We start from the raw sequence: 15162 nt of genomic DNA, 5'->3' as shown, positions 1-15162 counted from the left end.
ACCAGCGATAAAAAAAGCGGCCTGCGGGCCGCTTTTTTGTTGATCGGCCGCCGCCGGCGGCGCGCTCAGCGCGGCGATTTCGCGCCGTGTCGGGCCGCCATCCGCGCGAGCGCGGCCTGCAGCGGCGACGGTTCGAGGTGGTCGGCGAGGTCGCGCAATGCGGCGGCGCCGACCGAGGTCATCCGCGCCTGCTTCACGTGCGGCGGCTCCGGCGCGTCCTTCGGACGCACGCGCACGCGCAGCGTCGCGACGGGCCAGCCGCGCTTCTGGAGATCGCCGAGCAGCCGCGGTTCGACCTGCCGCAGCCGCGCGGCCAGCGCATTGTGCGCGGCAAAGAGGGTCAGGGTACCGTCCTTGACGAAGCCCGGTTCGACATGATTCGCAAGATAGTCGGGCAGGAGCGCGGACAGATCACGCTGCAGCGACGCGATCTGCTCGACGCCGGCGCGCAGCGCAGTGAACGCGTCGGTGCGGCCGAGCACTTCGGACACGGGTTGCGGGCGATGCGCGGCGAGCGGGCCGAAACGCTTGGAAAATCGGTTCATCGAGGCATTCTTCGGGCGCGCACGCGCGCGGACGTTGACGCCGATTGTACCCGCGCCGGCCCGTGCACGGGCGGCTTTCGCCCCGTCCGCCCGGCCTCGGCGCGCAATGCCCGTCCGGCCGAGACGCAGGCGCACGCGTCCCCGCGTGCTAAAATTCACCGTTTGAGTCCACTAATTCGCTAAGCCGCCGAGGCTCGGGCGTCGAGGCGCGCAACACGCGCCGGACGCCGGTGCTGCGACGCAGGATCCGATCCGATGACAACCGGTTTTCTCCAGAAAATTTTTGGCAGCCGCAACCAGCGGCTCGTCAAGCAATACCAAAAGACCGTCACGACGATCAATGCGCTCGAAACGCAGATCGAGAAGCTGACGGACGACCAGTTGCGCGGCAAGACGGACGAATTCCGCCAGCGGGTCGCGGCCGGCGAGTCGCTCGACAAGCTGCTGCCCGAAGCGTTCGCGGTCTGTCGCGAGGCGAGCCGCCGCGTGCTGAAGATGCGGCACTTCGACGTGCAGATGATCGGCGGCATGGTGCTCCACTACGGCAAGATCGCGGAAATGCGTACCGGCGAAGGCAAGACGCTCGTCGCGACGCTGCCCGTGTACCTGAATGCGCTGGCCGGCCGCGGCGTGCACGTCGTGACCGTCAACGACTACCTCGCGCAGCGTGACGCCGAATGGATGGCGCGTCTCTACAACTTCCTCGGTCTGTCGGTCGGCATCAACCTGTCCGGCATGGAGCACGACCAGAAGCAGCAGGCCTACGCGGCGGACATCACGTACGGCACGAACAACGAGTTCGGCTTCGACTACCTGCGCGACAACATGGTCTACGAGACCGACGCGCGCGTGCAGCGGGCACTGAACTTCGCGGTCGTCGACGAAGTGGACTCGATCCTGATCGACGAGGCGCGCACGCCGCTGATCATCTCGGGCCAGGCCGAGGATCACACCGAACTGTACGTGCGGATGAACGCGCTGCCGCCGCTGCTCGAGCGCCAGATCGGCGAGGAGAAGGCCGACGGCACGGGCGTCGAGAAGCCGGGCGACTACACGCTGGACGAGAAGTCGCGCCAGGTGTTCCTGACGGAATCGGGCCACGAGAAGGCCGAGCGGCTGCTCGCCGAATGGGGCCTGATCGGCGATGGCGAGAGCCTGTACGCGCCGCAGAACATCACGCTGATGCACCACGTGTATGCGGCGCTGCGCGCCCACACGCTGTTCCACAAGGACCAGCACTACGTCGTGCAGAACGGCGAAGTGGTCATCGTCGACGAATTCACGGGCCGCCTGATGGCCGGCCGCCGCTGGTCCGACGGCCTGCACCAGGCCGTCGAGGCGAAGGAACACGTGAAGATCCAGAGCGAGAACCAGACGCTCGCATCGATCACGTTCCAGAACTACTTCCGGATGTACGCGAAGCTCGCGGGCATGACGGGTACCGCGGACACCGAAGCGTACGAATTCAACGAGATCTACGGTCTCGAGACGGTCGTGATCCCGACCAACCGTCCGCCGAAGCGGATCGACAAGCAGGACCAGATCTACAAGACGGCGAAGGAGCGTTACGACGCGGTGATCCGCGACATCCGCGACTGCCACGAGCGCGGCCAGCCGGTGCTGGTCGGCACGACGTCGATCGAGAACTCCGAACTGCTGTCGCACCTGCTGACGCAGGCCGGGCTGCCGCACGAAGTGCTGAACGCGAAGCAGCACGAGCGTGAAGCCGCGATCGTCGCCGAAGCCGGCCGTCCGAAGCGCGTCACGATCGCGACCAACATGGCCGGCCGCGGCACCGACATCGTGCTCGGCGGCAACGCCGAAAAGCAGGCCGCGTTCATCGAGGCCGACGAAGCGATCCCGGCCGACGAGAAGGCGCGCCGCATCCAGCAGCTGCACGACGAGTGGGAAGCGCTGCACGAGCAGGTGAAGGCCGCGGGCGGCCTGCACATCATCGGCACCGAGCGCCACGAATCGCGCCGGATCGACAACCAGCTGCGCGGCCGTGCGGGTCGCCAGGGCGATCCGGGCTCGTCGCGCTTCTACCTGTCGCTCGACGATCCGCTGCTGCGCATCTTCGCGGGCGACCGCGTACGCTCGATCATGGATCGCCTGAAGATGCCGGAAGGCGAGGCGATCGAGGCCGGTATCGTCACGCGTTCGATCGAATCCGCGCAGCGCAAGGTCGAAGCGCGCAACTTCGACATCCGCAAGCAGCTGCTCGAATACGACGACGTGTCGAACGACCAGCGCAAGGTCATCTACCAGCAGCGCAACGAACTGCTCGAAGCTCACGACATCACCGAGACGATCACCGCGATGCGCCACGGCGTGATTGCCGAAGTCGTCCGCCAGTTCGTGCCGGAAGGCAGCATCGAGGAGCAGTGGGACGTGCCCGAGCTCGAGGAAGCGCTGCGCAACGACTGGCAGCTCGACCTCGCGATCCAGGAAATGGTGAACGAGTCGTCGTCGATCACGGCCGAGGAGATTCTCGATGCCGTGATGACGGCCGCCGACGAGCAGTACGACGCCAAGGTCGCGATGGTCGGCCGCGAATCGTTCAGCGCGTTCGAGCGTTCGGTGATGCTGCAGACGGTCGACCGTCTGTGGCGCGAACACCTCGCGGCGCTCGATCACCTGCGCCAGGGCATCCACCTGCGCGGCTATGCGCAGAAGAACCCGAAGCAGGAATACAAGCGCGAAGCGTTCGAGCTGTTCGCCGCGATGCTCGACGCGATCAAGCAGGAAGTCACGCGGATCGTGATGAACGTGCAGATCCAGTCGCCGGAGCAGCTCGAGGAAGCGGCCGAGCAGATCGAGGAGCGCAGCGGCCATCTCGAGAACGTCGAGTACCAGCACGCCGAGTTTGCCGAAGCCGCCGCGCCGGTGGCCGGCGGGGCGGCCGTTGCGGCTGCTGCCGCGACGGCCGACATGGTCGGCAGCGCAATGGCCCACAGCGGCCCCGGCGGCGAGCTGCCGAAGGTCGGCCGCAACGATCCGTGCCCGTGCGGCAGCGGCAAGAAGTACAAGCACTGTCACGGGAAGCTGTCATGATCGACGGCGGCGCGCGCCACGCGCGCCGCTTCGTTCGCAGCTTCGAGTGAGTGATGTGAGTTGCGGCGGCCCGCGCGTGCGGCCGCCGGTTCTTCCAATCGATGCCGGCGTGTGCCGGCATTTTCCATCCGGCAGGTGTGCCCCATGGCTGTCAATTTTCCGTCGATCGATCCCGCCCAACTGCATCCCGTCGCCGGCGTCACGCTCGGCTGGGCGGAAGCGAACATCCGCAAGCCGAATCGCAAGGACGTGCTGGTCATCTCCGTCGACGAAGGGGCGACGGTCGCGGGCGTGTTCACCGAAAACCGTTTCTGCGCCGCACCGGTCACCGTCTGCCGCGAGCACCTGGCGAAGGTGCGCGCTGGCGGCGCGGGCATTCGTGCGCTCGTGGTGAATACGGGCAATGCGAACGCCGGCACGGGCGAGCCGGGCCTCGTGAACACACGCGAGACCTGCACGGAACTCGCGCGCCTCGCGGGCATCGAGCCGGCGCAGGTGCTGCCGTTCTCGACCGGCGTGATCCTCGAGCCGCTGCCGATCGACCGCCTGAAGGCCGGCCTGCCGGCCGCGCTCGCGAACCGCAAGGCCGCGAACTGGTTTGACGCCGCGCAGGCGATCATGACGACCGACACGCTGCCGAAGGCCGCGTCGCGCCAGGTCGCGATCGACGGCCACACGGTCACGCTGACGGGCATCAGCAAGGGCGCCGGCATGATCAAGCCGAACATGGCGACGATGCTCGGCTTCCTCGCGTTCGATGCGAACGTCGCGCAGCCGGTGCTCGACACGCTCGTGAAGGAAGTCGCCGATCGCTCGTTCAACTGCATCACGATCGACGGCGACACGTCGACCAACGACTCGTTCATCCTGATCGCGTCGGGAAAGAGCACGCTGCCCGCTATCACGTCGACCGATTCGCCGGCCTATGCGGCGCTGCGCGATGCGGTGACGGAAGTCGCGCAGGTGCTGTCGCAACTGATCGTGCGCGATGGCGAAGGCGCGACGAAATTCATGACGGTGCAGGTCGAAGGCGGCAAGAGCGTTGCCGAATGCCGCCAGATCGCATACGCGATCGGCCATTCGCCGCTCGTGAAGACGGCTTTCTACGCATCCGACCCCAACCTTGGCCGGATTCTCGCGGCGATCGGCTATGCGGGCGTCGCGGATCTCGACGTCGGCAAGATCGACCTCTATCTCGACGACGTGCTAGTCGCGAAGGCGGGCGGCCGCAATCCGGCCTACCAGGAAGAGGACGGCCAGCGCGTGATGAAGCAGAGCGAAATCACGATCCGCGTGCTGCTCGGCCGCGGCGACGCGCAGGCAACCGTGTGGACGTGCGACCTGTCGCACGATTACGTGAGCATCAACGCGGATTACCGTTCCTGATCGGGAGCGTTCGAACGACATGGACAAGCTTGAACAGTTTCTGACGCGCGCGGAAGCGCTGCTCGGCCGTCTCGAGGGGATGCTGCCGCCCGCGCCGGCGGCCGTCGACTGGAACGCCGCGCACGCGTTCCGCTGGCGCAAGCGCCAGGGGCGCGGCTACCTGCAGGCGGTGCCGGCAGTGTCGTCGATCACGCTCGGCGACCTGCACAACATCGATCGCCAGAAAGGGCTGATCGAACAGAACACGCGGCAGTTCGTGCAGCAAAAGCCGGCCAACAACGTGCTGCTGACGGGCGCGCGGGGCACCGGCAAGTCGTCGCTGATCAAGGCGTGCCTGAACGCGTATGCGAAGGACGGGCTGCGCCTGATCGAAGTCGACAAGGATGACCTGCACGATCTCGGCGACATCGTCGAGCTGATCTCGCAGCGTCCGGAGCGGTTCATCGTGTTTTGCGACGACCTGTCGTTCGAGGAAGGCGAATCGGGCTACAAGGCGCTGAAAGTCGCGCTCGACGGCTCGATCGCCGCGCAGTCGGACAACGTGCTGATCTACGCGACGTCGAACCGCCGCCATCTGCTGCCCGAGTACATGAGCGACAACGAGTCGTACAAGCATCTCCCGGACGGCGAGATTCACCCCGGCGAAGTCGTCGAGGAGAAGATCTCGCTGTCGGAGCGCTTCGGCCTGTGGGTCAGCTTCTATCCGTTCAAGCAGGACGACTACCTCGGCATCGTCGCGCACTGGCTGCGTCATTTCGGCTGCGCGGATGCGGAGATCGAGTCCGCGCGCGGCGACGCGCTCGTGTGGGCGCTCGAGCGCGGTTCGCGGTCGGGACGCGTTGCGTGGCAATTCGCGCGTGACTGGTCGGGTCGCAAGGAGCAGGCATGAGCACGGATCTCGCACAGGGCGCCGTGCGCGCGCCGGATGGCCGCAAGGTGACGGAAGTCGCGGTCGGCGTGATGGTGCAGCCGGATGGCACGGTCGGCCGCTGCCGTTATCTGCTCGCGCAGCGGCTGCAGGGCAAGCCGTATGAAGGCTACTGGGAGTTTCCGGGCGGCAAGCTGGAGGCCGGCGAGAGCGTCGAGGACGCGCTGGCGCGTGAACTGCACGAGGAACTCGGCATCGTCGTCACGGCGAGCCATCGCTGGCACACGCTCGAACACGATTATCCGCATGCGTACGTGCGGCTTTATTTCTGCAAGGTGACGGGCTGGACCGGCGAGCCGCACAGCAAGGAAGGGCAGGCGTTCGTGTGGCAGCAATTGCCGGTCGACGTCGCGCCGCTACTGCCGGCGGCGCTGCCGGTGCTCGAACTGCTCGAGAAGGAAGCGGCGTCGCAATGATGCCGCGGCGGCCTGCCTGAAAGGCGGGCCATATCGCCGGCGGGCGGTGCCGCGCGCCGCTCAGCTGTCGGGGCGGCCGTCCGTGCCGTCTTCTTCCGACGAAGGGCCTTCGTCGGACGTACCGCCGATCCGGTACTTTTCCGCAGCCCAGGCGCCAAGGTCGAGCTGCTTGCAGCGAGCCGAACAGAACGGGCGGAACTGATTTTCAGGGGCCCAGCGCACTTCGGCGCCGCAGGACGGGCATTTCACAACGGTAGTCATACGAAAGCGTCGATCCGGCACGCGGCCGTTACAGATTGCACAGTGTCAGATGGAACGGCACGTCGATGTCCACCGCGCGCGGCCGCACATCGCCGTCCTGCATGGTGAACCGTACCCACAACATGTATTTGTTCGCGCTCGCTTCGGGAATGACGCGCAACTCCGGCGGCACGCGCACCTGCATCAACTGGTACGTACGGCCGGACAGCATCTGCTGGTAGCTGCCCTGCATCGCCATGACCTTCGACGCCTGGCCCGATTCGCGCGCGAGGCGCAGCACGATCGACGCGGCGTCGCGCAGCGGCAGCATCGGCATGATCCACTTCGCGATGTCCTGGCGTCGCTGCTCGGCGGGCCATTGCTGCCACGCGTAGTACGACGGCAGGTCGAACTTGCAGGTGCCGCCGGGAATCACCGCGCGGCTGCGAATGCTGGCGAGCCACTCGTTGTCGATGAGGTGCTGCCCGGTCTTGCCCTGCATCTGCGCGAGATTCGCGAGCGTCTGCTCGATTTCGCCGAGCACGGCTTCGAGCGCGTTCTGCTCGATGCCCGGATTGCCGCGAAAGGGGGCGAGCGTCTGGCGCTGACGTTCGAGCTCCTTCATCAGATCCGATTTCAGGTCCGCGCGGCCGGTTACCTCGGCGATTTCGAACAGCGTCGTCAGCGCGACGTGGTGTTCACGCGGGTCCTCCTGAGCCAAAAAGAACGCGAAGCGCTCGAACAGGTCTTCGAGGCGCAGCAGCGTGCGAATTCGCTCGTTGAACGGATACTCGTAAAGAATCAAGCGCGCTCGCCTCTTGGGTAGGAATTGAAACAATGCAGCACATTCTAATGCTCACTCTCTACCCTAGCAACGCACCAATTTCGTACGCCATCACGATTGCGCGCGAAGCTTACTGCGCGGCGGCCGCGAACCCGAGATAGCGTTGGTGCAGTGCATCGACCTGCGCGGCGAGCGCATCGGGCGTCGTCGTGTCGTTGACGATCACGTCGTCGGCCGCCGCGAGACGGGCTTCGCGCGTCGCCTGTCTCGCGATGATCGCCTCGACCTGCTCGCGCGTGAACCCGTTGCGCTGCATCACGCGCGCGATCTGCGTCTCGACCGGGCAGTCGACGACGAGCACGCGATCGCTGCGCGCCTTCCAGTTGCCCGACTCGACGAGCAGCGGCACGACGAACATCACGTACGGGCCCTGCGCTTCGCGCGCCTCGCGATCGGTTTCCGCGCGGATCAGCGGGTGCGTGATCGCTTCGAGGCGCCGGCGCGCGTCGTCGTCGCCGAAAATCAGTGCGCGCATCTTCGCGCGATCGAGCGAGCCGTCCGCGGCAACGAAGCCGCGGCCGAATGCCTGTTCGATCGCAGGCATCGCGAGGCCGCCCGGCGCGGTGATGCGGTGGGCGATCAGATCGGTATCGACGAGCGATGCGCCGCGGGCGCCGAACAGGTCCGCGACGGTCGTCTTGCCGCTGCCGATGCCGCCGGTGAGTCCTACTGCGAACATGTCAGCCTCCGAGCGCCGCATAGAAGGGGGTGCCGAAAAACAGCGTCGCGACGCCGCCCGCCGCGAGGAACGGGCCGAATGGAATCGGCTCCTCGAAGCGCATGCGGCCGCGCCAGGTCGCGACGAGCCCGACGATCGCGCCCGTCACCGCGGCGAACAGCACGACCTGCGGCAGTGCGGCCCAGCCCATCCATGCGCCGAGCGCGGCGAGCAGCTTCAGGTCGCCGAAGCCGATGCCCTCGATGCCGCGCAACCATTTGAACAGCCAGTAGATCGACCACAGGAACAGGTAGCCGGCCATTGCGCCGATCACGGCCGCGCGCAGCGACGTGAACGTGCCGCCGAGGTTCAGCACGAGCCCGGCCCAGAGGAGCGGTAGCGTCATCGAATCGGGCAGGTAGCCGGTGCGGATATCGATTGCGCTCATCGCCAGCAGCGCGGCGCATAGCGCGAAGGCGGCAAGCGCGGCAACGGTCGGGCCGAACGCGGCGAGCGAGCCGGCGGCGAGCAGTGCGCACGCGAGTTCGACGAGCGGATAACGGATGCCGATCGCGTGGCCGCAGCGGCGGCAGCGTCCGCGCAGCATCAGGTAGCTGACAAGCGGGATGTTTTCCCATGCGCGCAGCACGTGGCCGCAATGCGGGCATGCGCTGCGCGGGCGCCACAGATCGTAGCGCGGCGGATAACCGTCGTCGGGGGCGCTGCCGGCGTTGCCGGTCGCTTCGGCGATCTCGGCCTGCCATGCGCGCTGCATCATCACGGGCAGCCGGTGCACGACCACGTTCAGGAAGCTGCCGATGCAAAGGCCGATGACGACCGCGAAAGCATACTGCAGCGCGGGCGGCAGCATCGCCAGCGCGAGCAGCGTGCTCTGGGGCGAATCGGGAACGGCGTACAGGGGCGCGGGCGTCATGAGGCTCAAGGTTCGGACTAAAAGGCGACAGAATCGGTTGCGATGCTACACCACGTTGCCGAGCTGAAGGATGGGCAGGTACATCGCGATCACGAGACCGCCGACGAGTGCGCCCAGGACGATGACGATCAGCGGTTCGCCGAGCGCCGCGAGCGTCTCGAGACGCGCGTCGAGCTGGCGTTCGCACAGCGCGGCGAGGTCGGCGAGCATCGTGTCGAGCGCGCCGGTCTCCTCGGCAACGGCGATCGGTTGCACGACGTCGTCCGGAAAGCAGCCGACCGACTGCATCGCGTCGGCGAGACGCGCGCCGCGCAGCACGCGTGCAGCGATGTGCGCGGTGGCCTGCTCGAACACCGGATGGCCGGCCGTGCGCTCGAGCGTGGCGAAGGCGTCTGCGAGCGGGACGCCGGCACTGAGCAGTGTCGCAAGCGAGCGGCACCAGCGTGCGGCCGCGAACCGCGTGAGCGCGCTGCCCGCGAGCGGGGCGTGCAGCAGGCGCCGCGCGAGCGCATGGCGCAGCGGCGCCGACCGCCGAAGCGCGTGATGGGCGGCAAGCGCCGTTGCCGCGGCAGCGGCCAAGAGCACGCCGCCCCACGCCGACAGCGCGGCGGACAGCGCAAGCAGTGCGCGGGTCGGCGCCGGCAGTGCGGTGCCGAAACCGTCGAAGATCTGCTGGAACGTCGGCACGACCCACACCATCAACGCAGCCGAGATCGCGAGCGCGAACAGGATGACGGCTGCCGGATACGCGAGCGCGGCACGCAGCTTGCGCCACTGCGCGTCGGCGCGCTCGCGGTGTTCCGCGACCCGTGTCAGCACGATGCCGAGCGAGCCGGACGCTTCGCCGACCTCGATCAACTGGCGATACAGCGTGCCGAACTGCGCTGGATAGCGTGCGAGCGCATCGGCGAAACGCTGCCCGCCGACGATTTCGCGGGCGAGACCCGCGGCGATGCGCGGCACGCCGTCGCGCGTGCGCGTACGCGCGAGCATCTCGAGCGACGGCGCGAGCGGCAGCCCTGCCTGCAGCAGGCTCGCGAGCTGGCGCGTGAAGCGTGTGATGTCGCGTGCGCCGGCCGTCGGCGGCCGGGCCGGCCCGCCGGTGTCGAGCGACAGCACCGCGATGCCGTCGCGCGCGAGCGCGGCGCGCGCAGCCGCGGCGTCGAAGGCGATGATGGTTCCGCGGCGCGGCGTGCCGTCGCGGCGGCGGCCGCGCCACGCGAAGCGGGTTTCACGCGGCGGCGTGCGCATGCTCACGCCGCCGGTGTCGCGGCGACGGCTTCCGCGATACTGGTCGTGCCGTCGCGGACGCGCGCGAATGCCGCGTCGCGCAGATTGCGCACGCCTTCGGCCGCCGCACATTGCGCGAGTTCGCCGACGCTCGCCCGCGCGACGATGCGTTCCGCCAGCGCGGGCGATACCGGCATCGTCTGATGCAGGCCGATGCGGCCGCGATAGCCGATGCCGTGACACGCGGAACAGCCGCGCGCGACGAACGGCCGCCATCCGGCCGCCAGAGCGGCCGGGTCGCAGCCGGCTTCCCGCAGTACGCGCGCCGGTGCGTCCGAGTGCACGCGGCAGGCGACGCACAAGCGCCGGACGAGGCGCTGCGCGGTGACGAGGTGCAGCGCGGCCGCGAGGTTGTACGGCGCGACGCCGATGTCGAGCAGCCGCGCGACGGCGGCCGGCGCGTCGTTCGTGTGCAGCGTCGACAGCACCAGATGGCCGGTCTGCGCGGCCTTGATCGCGACGTCGGCCGTCTCCGCATCGCGAATCTCGCCGACCATGATGATGTCCGGATCCTGCCGCAGCAGCGCGCGCAGCGCCGTCGCGAACGTGAGCCCCACCTTTTCGGCGACACCGACCTGGCTGATGCCGTCGAGCTGGATCTCGGCGGGATCCTCGACCGTGCAGACGTTGTGCGCGTCGCGATCGAGCATCTGCAGCGCGCAGTAGAGCGACAGCGTCTTGCCGCTGCCGGTCGGGCCCGTGACGAGCACGAGGCCGTGCGGTGCGCGTATCGCGGCCTCCATCGCGGCCGCCTGCTGCGCGTCGAAGCCGAGGCGGGCGAGCGTGAGATCGGGCGGCAGCGTTTCGAGGCGCCGCAGCACGAGCTTTTCGCCGAACAGCGTGGGCAGCGAACTGACGCGGTAGTCGCCGCGTGTGCCGCCGTCGATCGCGATGCGCAGCCTGCCGTCCTGCGGCAGTCGACGCTCGGCGATGTCCATGCGCGCGAGGACCTTGATCCGTGTGACGAGCGCGTCGCGCAGGTGTAACGGCGGCCGTGCATGTTCGTGCAGCACGCCGTCGATGCGCAGCCGGATGCGCCAGCCGGCTTCGAATGGTTCGACGTGGATGTCGGACGCGTCGCGCACGCGTGCCGCATGAAGCGTGTCGGTCAGCAGCCGCACGGCCGGTGCGTCGTCGAGCTGGGCCGCGTCGAGCGCGTGTGGCGCGGCGGCGGGCGGCACATCGGAGTGGGCGGGCGGCTGCTGCGTGCGCAGCGGCGCCCCGGGAGGAGGGAAATGCATGTGAGCCGGCGCATCGGCCGCCTGTTGAACGTGACCCGCAGATGGTCGCGTATCGCGGGCGGCGCCGGCAGTCGGCCGTTTGGTTAGGGCCTGTTCCCGCTGATAACAGGCCCTAACGCAGGGCGGTGCGTGCGGTGCGCGTGCCGCGCGGCTTGAAGAGCTTGACGGTGCGCACGGCCTGGTCGTCGCTGCGCATCACCTCGAGCATCACGTCGCCGATTTTCAGGCACACGTCGTCTTCCGGAATTTCCTCGAGGGTTTCGAGAATCAGCCCGTTCAGCGTCTTCGGCCCGTCGGTCGGCAGCTTCAGGTGCAACCAGCGGTTCAGTTCGCGCAGCGGCATGCCGGCCGTGACGATGCATTCGCCGTTCTCGTCCCAGCCGCCCGCGCGTTCGCTGCGCGGCATCGACGTTGTGAATTCGCCGATCAGCTCCTCGATGATGTCTTCGGGCGTGACGAGCCCTTCGAGTTCGCCGTATTCGTTGACGACGAGCGCGGTACGCTGCCGGGTCTCCTGGAAATACTGGAGCTGCTGAACCACCGGCGTGCCCGACGGCACGTAGTACGGCTCGGCGAGCAGCGAGCGCAGCGTTTCGCGGTCGAACTCCTGGTTGTGCAGCGCGGTCAGCGTCTTGCGCACGTGCAGCACGCCGAGCACCTTGTCGATGTCGCCCTCGTAGACGACGAGCCGGTTGTGATAGCAGGTTTCGAGCTCGTGCAGGACGTCGTCGAGCGGTGCGTAGAAGTTGAGCGATTCGATCTGGCGGCGCGGCACCATCACGTCGTCGACCGTAATGTTCTCGAGATCGAACAGGTTGAGCAGGATGCTGCGGTGCTTGGTCGGCATGAAACTGCTCGACTCGAGCACGATGGCCCGCAACTCGTCGGCCGACATCCGCTGGTCGCGGCCCTTCTTCGTGTTGATGCGCAGCACCCACAGCACGCCGTTCGCGAGCGCGTTGACGAACCAGACGACCGGCTTGAACACGCGCATCAGCGGTGCGATCACGAGGCTCGCGGGCAGGGCGATGCGTTCGGGGAAGGTCGCGCCGACGATCTTCGGCGCGATTTCCGCGAACACGATGATCAGGAACGCGACGATGCCGGTCGCGATCGACAGCGCGAGGTTGTTGCGGCCGAACGTATGCAGCGCGAGCGACGTCGTCAGGACCGGGATGATCGTGTTGAACAGGTTGTTGCCGATCAGGATCACGCTGAGCAGCAGGTCAGTGCGCGTGAGAAGCCCCTGGGTGGTCTTCGCGCCGAGCGCGCCCTGGCCGGCGAGATGCTTCAGCCGATGGCGATTGAGCGCCATCATCGCGGTCTCGGAAATGGAAAAGAAGCTGGAACAGAGGAGAAGCAGGAAGACGGCGCCGATTTGCGCCCATAAGGGAATTTGGTCCACGCGTCGGAAAGGGCAGTGAAGGACAGGGATGTGGGGAATATAGCAGAGGCCGGCGACCGCGATGTGTCGCGCGCGACACGATGGGCCCGCAGCGGCCGGACGAAAAAAAACCGTGCACGCAGTGCACGGTTTTTTCAAATCTGGTCGGGGTGAGAGGATTCGAACCTCCGGCCTCTACGTCCCGAACGTAGCGCTCTACCAGGCTAAGCTACACCCCGATTTGGACTCTTCCGATTTCGCAGTCTTCTTCAAGACCGCTGCGTCGTCAAGCAAGAACATAACTATAACGACGTTTCTTCGAAAATGGAATACCTTGGAGAAGAAATTTTTCGAGACTGGTGATCCCACCATGTCGAACGTGCGTCGTCGCAGCAGTGGCGACGACGCACGCAATGCGTTTACGACTGCCGCGACGTCGAGTAGGAGCACAGCGCGAGCAGGCTCTCCTTATAGATCGAATCGGGGAACGCGGCGATCGCTGCCGCTGCCGCCTGCGCTTCCTGGCGTGCGCATTCGAGCGTGTGATCCAGCGCGCCCGAGCGCGTGATCGCTTCGAAAATCGTGTCGAAGCGATCGGTGCCGCCCTGTTCGATCGCCTCGCGTGCAAGCGCCGACTGTTCGGGCGTGCCGCGTTCGATCAGGTAGATGAGCGGCAGCGTCGGCTTGCCTTCGCGCAGGTCGTCGCCGGCATTCTTGCCCATCGCCTCGACGGTGCCCGCGTAGTCGAGCCAGTCGTCCATGATCTGGAACGCGGTGCCGATCCGGCGGCCGTATTCGGCGGCGGCGGCCTCGGTCGGCGCATCGGCGCCGGCGAGCACCGCGCCCAGGCGCGCCGACGCCTCGAACAGCTTGGCCGTCTTGTAGCGAATCACCTGCATGTAGCGCGTTTCGTCGACGTCCGCGTCGTGCATGTTGAGAAGCTGCAGCACCTCGCCTTCGGAAATGATCGTCGTCGCTTCGGACAGGATCTCCATCACGCGCATCTTGCCGACGCCGACCATCATTTCGAACGAGCGCGAATAGAGGTAATCGCCTACCAGCACGCTCGCGGCGTTGCCGAACAGTGCGTTGGCGGTCTGGCGGCCGCGGCGCAGCTCGGATTCGTCGACGACGTCGTCATGCAGCAGCGTGGCCGTATGGATGAACTCGACGACGGCGGCCAGCACGTGCCGCTGGTGCGACGTCTCGCCTAGCGCACCGGCGACGAGCAGCAGCAATGCCGGACGCAGCCGCTTGCCGCCCGCGCCGATGATGTACTCGGCGATCTGGTTGATCAGCAGCACGTCGGACGCGAGGCTTTGCCGGATAACGCGATTCACCTGCTCCATGTCGCTGGTGATCGGAGCGAGCAGGTGGGCGGCGCTGAGGGTGGGGGAGGCGGTGGACGACGACATGATGATGGAATTGGGTGATGCCGCGGATTATAAGTCGAATCCGAGATCTCCCGGTCTGTCGGACGCGCCGCCGCAGCGATTTTGGCCGTTCGGCCGAGGCTGGCGTACGGCAATCGTCGATCGGTTTTGACTTGGGTGCTAACCCCATGTATAATCACGTGTTTTCCGCGCGTGGTGTGCGGAAAAATTGGATCCAGAGTGAGGTTCTCAATGTACGCGGTCATAAAAACCGGCGGCAAGCAGTACAAGGTTGCCGTTGGCGAAAAACTCAAAGTAGAACAGATACCGGCTGACATTGACGCTGAAATCACGCTCGACCAGGTTCTCGCAGTGGGCGAAGGCGAATCGATTAAGTTCGGTACGCCGCTGGTCAGTGGGGCTTCCGTCAAGGCCACCGTTGTGTCGCACGGTCGTCATGCCAAGGTCACCATCTTCAAGATGCGTCGCCGGAAGCACTACCAAAAGCATGGCGGCCACCGCCAGAACTACACTGAGCTGCGCATCGACGCGATCAACGCGTAAGCGCCTCGGTAAAGGAGCAATCAGATGGCACACAAAAAGGCAGGCGGCTCTTCCCGGAACGGCCGCGACTCCGAGTCGAAACGTCTCGGCGTGAAAGTGTACGGCGGCCAGGCAATCAACGCCGGCGGCATCATCGTGCGTCAGCGCGGCACGCGCATGCACGCAGGCGAGAACGTCGGCATGGGCAAGGATCACACCCTGTTCGCGCTGGTCGACGGTCACGTGAAGTTCGCGACGAAGGGCGCGGACAAGAAGCATCTGGTCATCGTTGTTCCGGCGGCTGCCTAAGTTCAGGCACCCACGGG

At 66.7% G+C, this 15162-nt stretch carries 15 protein-coding genes and 1 tRNA gene; 6 read left to right on the top strand and 10 right to left on the bottom strand.

Annotation, left to right across the window (positions count from 1 at the left end; genetic code table 11):
• Positions 1-65: 65 nt before the first annotated feature.
• Positions 66-545, bottom strand: a complete 480-nt coding sequence (locus tag OEJ37_RS30830; RefSeq protein ID WP_034182644.1) for a DUF721 domain-containing protein — start codon at positions 543-545, stop codon at positions 66-68.
• Positions 546-800: 255 nt separating this feature from the next.
• On the opposite strand from OEJ37_RS30830, the gene secA reads away from it, so the two are divergent.
• The 4 genes from secA to OEJ37_RS30805 all read left to right on the top strand — a co-directional run bounded on the left by secA (position 801) and on the right by OEJ37_RS30805 (position 6329).
• On the top strand, positions 801-3599 hold the full coding sequence (gene secA / locus OEJ37_RS30825; protein ID WP_174420899.1) for a preprotein translocase subunit SecA: 2799 nt from the start codon (positions 801-803) through the stop codon (positions 3597-3599).
• A 144-nt stretch (positions 3600-3743) separates the two neighbouring features.
• A complete protein-coding gene (gene argJ, locus OEJ37_RS30815) occupies positions 3744-4985 on the top strand; it encodes a bifunctional glutamate N-acetyltransferase/amino-acid acetyltransferase ArgJ (protein WP_174420900.1) in 1242 nt (413 codons plus the stop codon).
• Positions 4986-5004: 19 nt separating this feature from the next.
• Positions 5005-5874, top strand: a complete 870-nt coding sequence (locus OEJ37_RS30810) for an ATP-binding protein (RefSeq protein WP_152864753.1) — start codon at positions 5005-5007, stop codon at positions 5872-5874.
• A complete protein-coding gene (locus tag OEJ37_RS30805; protein ID WP_174420901.1) occupies positions 5871-6329 on the top strand; it encodes an NUDIX domain-containing protein in 459 nt (152 codons plus the stop codon). Before OEJ37_RS30810 ends, OEJ37_RS30805 begins: the two co-directional genes overlap by 4 nt.
• A 60-nt stretch (positions 6330-6389) precedes the next feature.
• Here the strand turns inward: OEJ37_RS30805 and OEJ37_RS30800 are convergent, their stop codons facing one another.
• The 9 genes from OEJ37_RS30800 to OEJ37_RS30760 all read right to left on the bottom strand — a co-directional run bounded on the left by OEJ37_RS30800 (position 6390) and on the right by OEJ37_RS30760 (position 14335).
• Positions 6390-6590 (bottom strand): DNA gyrase inhibitor YacG, encoded by a 201-nt coding sequence (locus OEJ37_RS30800; RefSeq protein WP_174420902.1) that lies wholly within the window; start codon positions 6588-6590, stop codon positions 6390-6392.
• Between the two features lie 28 nt (positions 6591-6618).
• Positions 6619-7374 carry a cell division protein ZapD gene (zapD, locus tag OEJ37_RS30795; protein WP_034182650.1) on the bottom strand — a complete coding sequence of 252 codons (756 nt, stop codon included), beginning with the start codon at positions 7372-7374 and terminating at the stop codon, positions 6619-6621.
• 109 nt (positions 7375-7483) lie between these two features.
• A complete protein-coding gene (coaE, locus tag OEJ37_RS30790; RefSeq protein WP_174420903.1) occupies positions 7484-8092 on the bottom strand; it encodes a dephospho-CoA kinase in 609 nt (202 codons plus the stop codon).
• A 1-nt stretch (position 8093) separates the two neighbouring features.
• Positions 8094-9005, bottom strand: a complete 912-nt coding sequence (locus tag OEJ37_RS30785; protein ID WP_174420904.1) for a prepilin peptidase — start codon at positions 9003-9005, stop codon at positions 8094-8096.
• A 45-nt stretch (positions 9006-9050) separates the two neighbouring features.
• Positions 9051-10256: a type II secretion system F family protein gene (locus OEJ37_RS30780; RefSeq protein WP_263348519.1), complete on the bottom strand. Its 1206-nt coding sequence runs from the start codon at positions 10254-10256 to the stop codon at positions 9051-9053.
• Positions 10257-10258: 2 nt separating this feature from the next.
• Positions 10259-11536: a GspE/PulE family protein gene (locus OEJ37_RS30775; protein WP_263348517.1), complete on the bottom strand. Its 1278-nt coding sequence runs from the start codon at positions 11534-11536 to the stop codon at positions 10259-10261.
• Positions 11537-11648: 112 nt separating this feature from the next.
• The gene (locus OEJ37_RS30770) at positions 11649-12941 is read right to left on the bottom strand and encodes an HlyC/CorC family transporter (RefSeq protein ID WP_174420907.1); all 1293 of its coding nucleotides are present in this window, start codon (positions 12939-12941) and stop codon (positions 11649-11651) included.
• Between the two features lie 141 nt (positions 12942-13082).
• Positions 13083-13159: transfer RNA gene (locus OEJ37_RS30765), tRNA-Pro, on the bottom strand.
• A gap of 180 nt (positions 13160-13339) precedes the next feature.
• Positions 13340-14335 carry a polyprenyl synthetase family protein gene (locus OEJ37_RS30760; protein WP_034182656.1) on the bottom strand — a complete coding sequence of 332 codons (996 nt, stop codon included), beginning with the start codon at positions 14333-14335 and terminating at the stop codon, positions 13340-13342.
• 210 nt (positions 14336-14545) lie between these two features.
• Between OEJ37_RS30760 and rplU the strand changes: the two genes are divergently transcribed.
• Both rplU and rpmA read left to right on the top strand, forming a co-directional pair.
• Positions 14546-14857, top strand: a complete 312-nt coding sequence (gene rplU / locus OEJ37_RS30755; RefSeq protein ID WP_006025184.1) for a 50S ribosomal protein L21 — start codon at positions 14546-14548, stop codon at positions 14855-14857.
• Positions 14858-14881: 24 nt separating this feature from the next.
• Positions 14882-15145, top strand: coding sequence for a 50S ribosomal protein L27 (gene rpmA / locus OEJ37_RS30750; protein ID WP_006476999.1), 264 nt, complete (start codon positions 14882-14884; stop codon positions 15143-15145).
• Positions 15146-15162 lie beyond the last annotated feature (17 nt).

Origin of the sequence: Burkholderia sp. BKH01 (assembly GCF_025685725.1) — a bacterium.
Lineage (GTDB): Bacteria > Pseudomonadota > Gammaproteobacteria > Burkholderiales > Burkholderiaceae > Burkholderia > Burkholderia pyrrocinia_C.
Note: the sequence above shows the minus strand (reverse complement) of the source record. Positions and strands in the feature narration are given on the sequence as shown.

Bases quoted from the DNA above. Each gene is read 5' to 3' on its own strand.
- OEJ37_RS30775 (WP_263348517.1), bottom strand. From the start codon at position 11,536: ATGCATTTCCCTCCTCCCGGGGCGCCGCTGCGCACGCAGCAGCCGCCC.
- rpmA (WP_006476999.1), top strand. From the start codon at position 14,882: ATGGCACACAAAAAGGCAGGCGGCTCTTCCCGGAACGGCCGCGACTCC.
- argJ (WP_174420900.1), top strand. From the start codon at position 3,744: ATGGCTGTCAATTTTCCGTCGATCGATCCCGCCCAACTGCATCCCGTC.
- coaE (WP_174420903.1), bottom strand. From the start codon at position 8,092: ATGTTCGCAGTAGGACTCACCGGCGGCATCGGCAGCGGCAAGACGACC.
- secA (WP_174420899.1), top strand. From the start codon at position 801: ATGACAACCGGTTTTCTCCAGAAAATTTTTGGCAGCCGCAACCAGCGG.
- OEJ37_RS30805 (WP_174420901.1), top strand. From the start codon at position 5,871: ATGAGCACGGATCTCGCACAGGGCGCCGTGCGCGCGCCGGATGGCCGC.
- OEJ37_RS30810 (WP_152864753.1), top strand. From the start codon at position 5,005: ATGGACAAGCTTGAACAGTTTCTGACGCGCGCGGAAGCGCTGCTCGGC.
- OEJ37_RS30760 (WP_034182656.1), bottom strand. From the start codon at position 14,335: ATGTCGTCGTCCACCGCCTCCCCCACCCTCAGCGCCGCCCACCTGCTC.
- rplU (WP_006025184.1), top strand. From the start codon at position 14,546: ATGTACGCGGTCATAAAAACCGGCGGCAAGCAGTACAAGGTTGCCGTT.
- OEJ37_RS30780 (WP_263348519.1), bottom strand. From the start codon at position 10,256: ATGCGCACGCCGCCGCGTGAAACCCGCTTCGCGTGGCGCGGCCGCCGC.
- OEJ37_RS30785 (WP_174420904.1), bottom strand. From the start codon at position 9,005: ATGACGCCCGCGCCCCTGTACGCCGTTCCCGATTCGCCCCAGAGCACG.
- OEJ37_RS30830 (WP_034182644.1), bottom strand. From the start codon at position 545: ATGAACCGATTTTCCAAGCGTTTCGGCCCGCTCGCCGCGCATCGCCCG.
- OEJ37_RS30800 (WP_174420902.1), bottom strand. From the start codon at position 6,590: ATGACTACCGTTGTGAAATGCCCGTCCTGCGGCGCCGAAGTGCGCTGG.